This is a genomic window from Pseudoalteromonas sp. SIMBA_162, from assembly GCF_046535955.1.
In the GTDB taxonomy this organism is placed as follows: Bacteria; Pseudomonadota; Gammaproteobacteria; order Enterobacterales; family Alteromonadaceae; genus Pseudoalteromonas; species Pseudoalteromonas marina.
In genome coordinates this window covers 1-249 of record NZ_JAWJBQ010000888.1, presented here as the reverse complement: position 1 = coordinate 249, position 249 = coordinate 1, and the positions used below count along the sequence as shown (strand labels likewise).

Annotated in this window: 1 pseudogene; it reads right to left on the bottom strand. The window is 53.4% G+C overall.

From position 1 onward, the window contains the following. Positions 1-249, bottom strand: a pseudogene (locus tag R0J88_RS22265) (hypothetical protein); the annotation flags it as partial.

The window sequence follows — 249 nt, the reverse complement described above, 5'->3', positions numbered from 1 at the left end:
GCCAATATCAATCTTCTCTTCCCCGGTTAGCCCTAACGTTTTACGCGTTACGCCTTGCGGAAATTCCAGCGGCAGGATGCCCATGCCAATTAAATTCGAACGGTGAATTCGTTCAAACGATTCGGCAATCACCACACGAATACCAAGCAGACGCGGACCTTTTGCCGCCCACTCACGACTGGAGCCTGATCCATACTCTTTCCCGGCAATCACCGCCAGCGGCGTTTGCCCCTGCTTATATCGCATCGC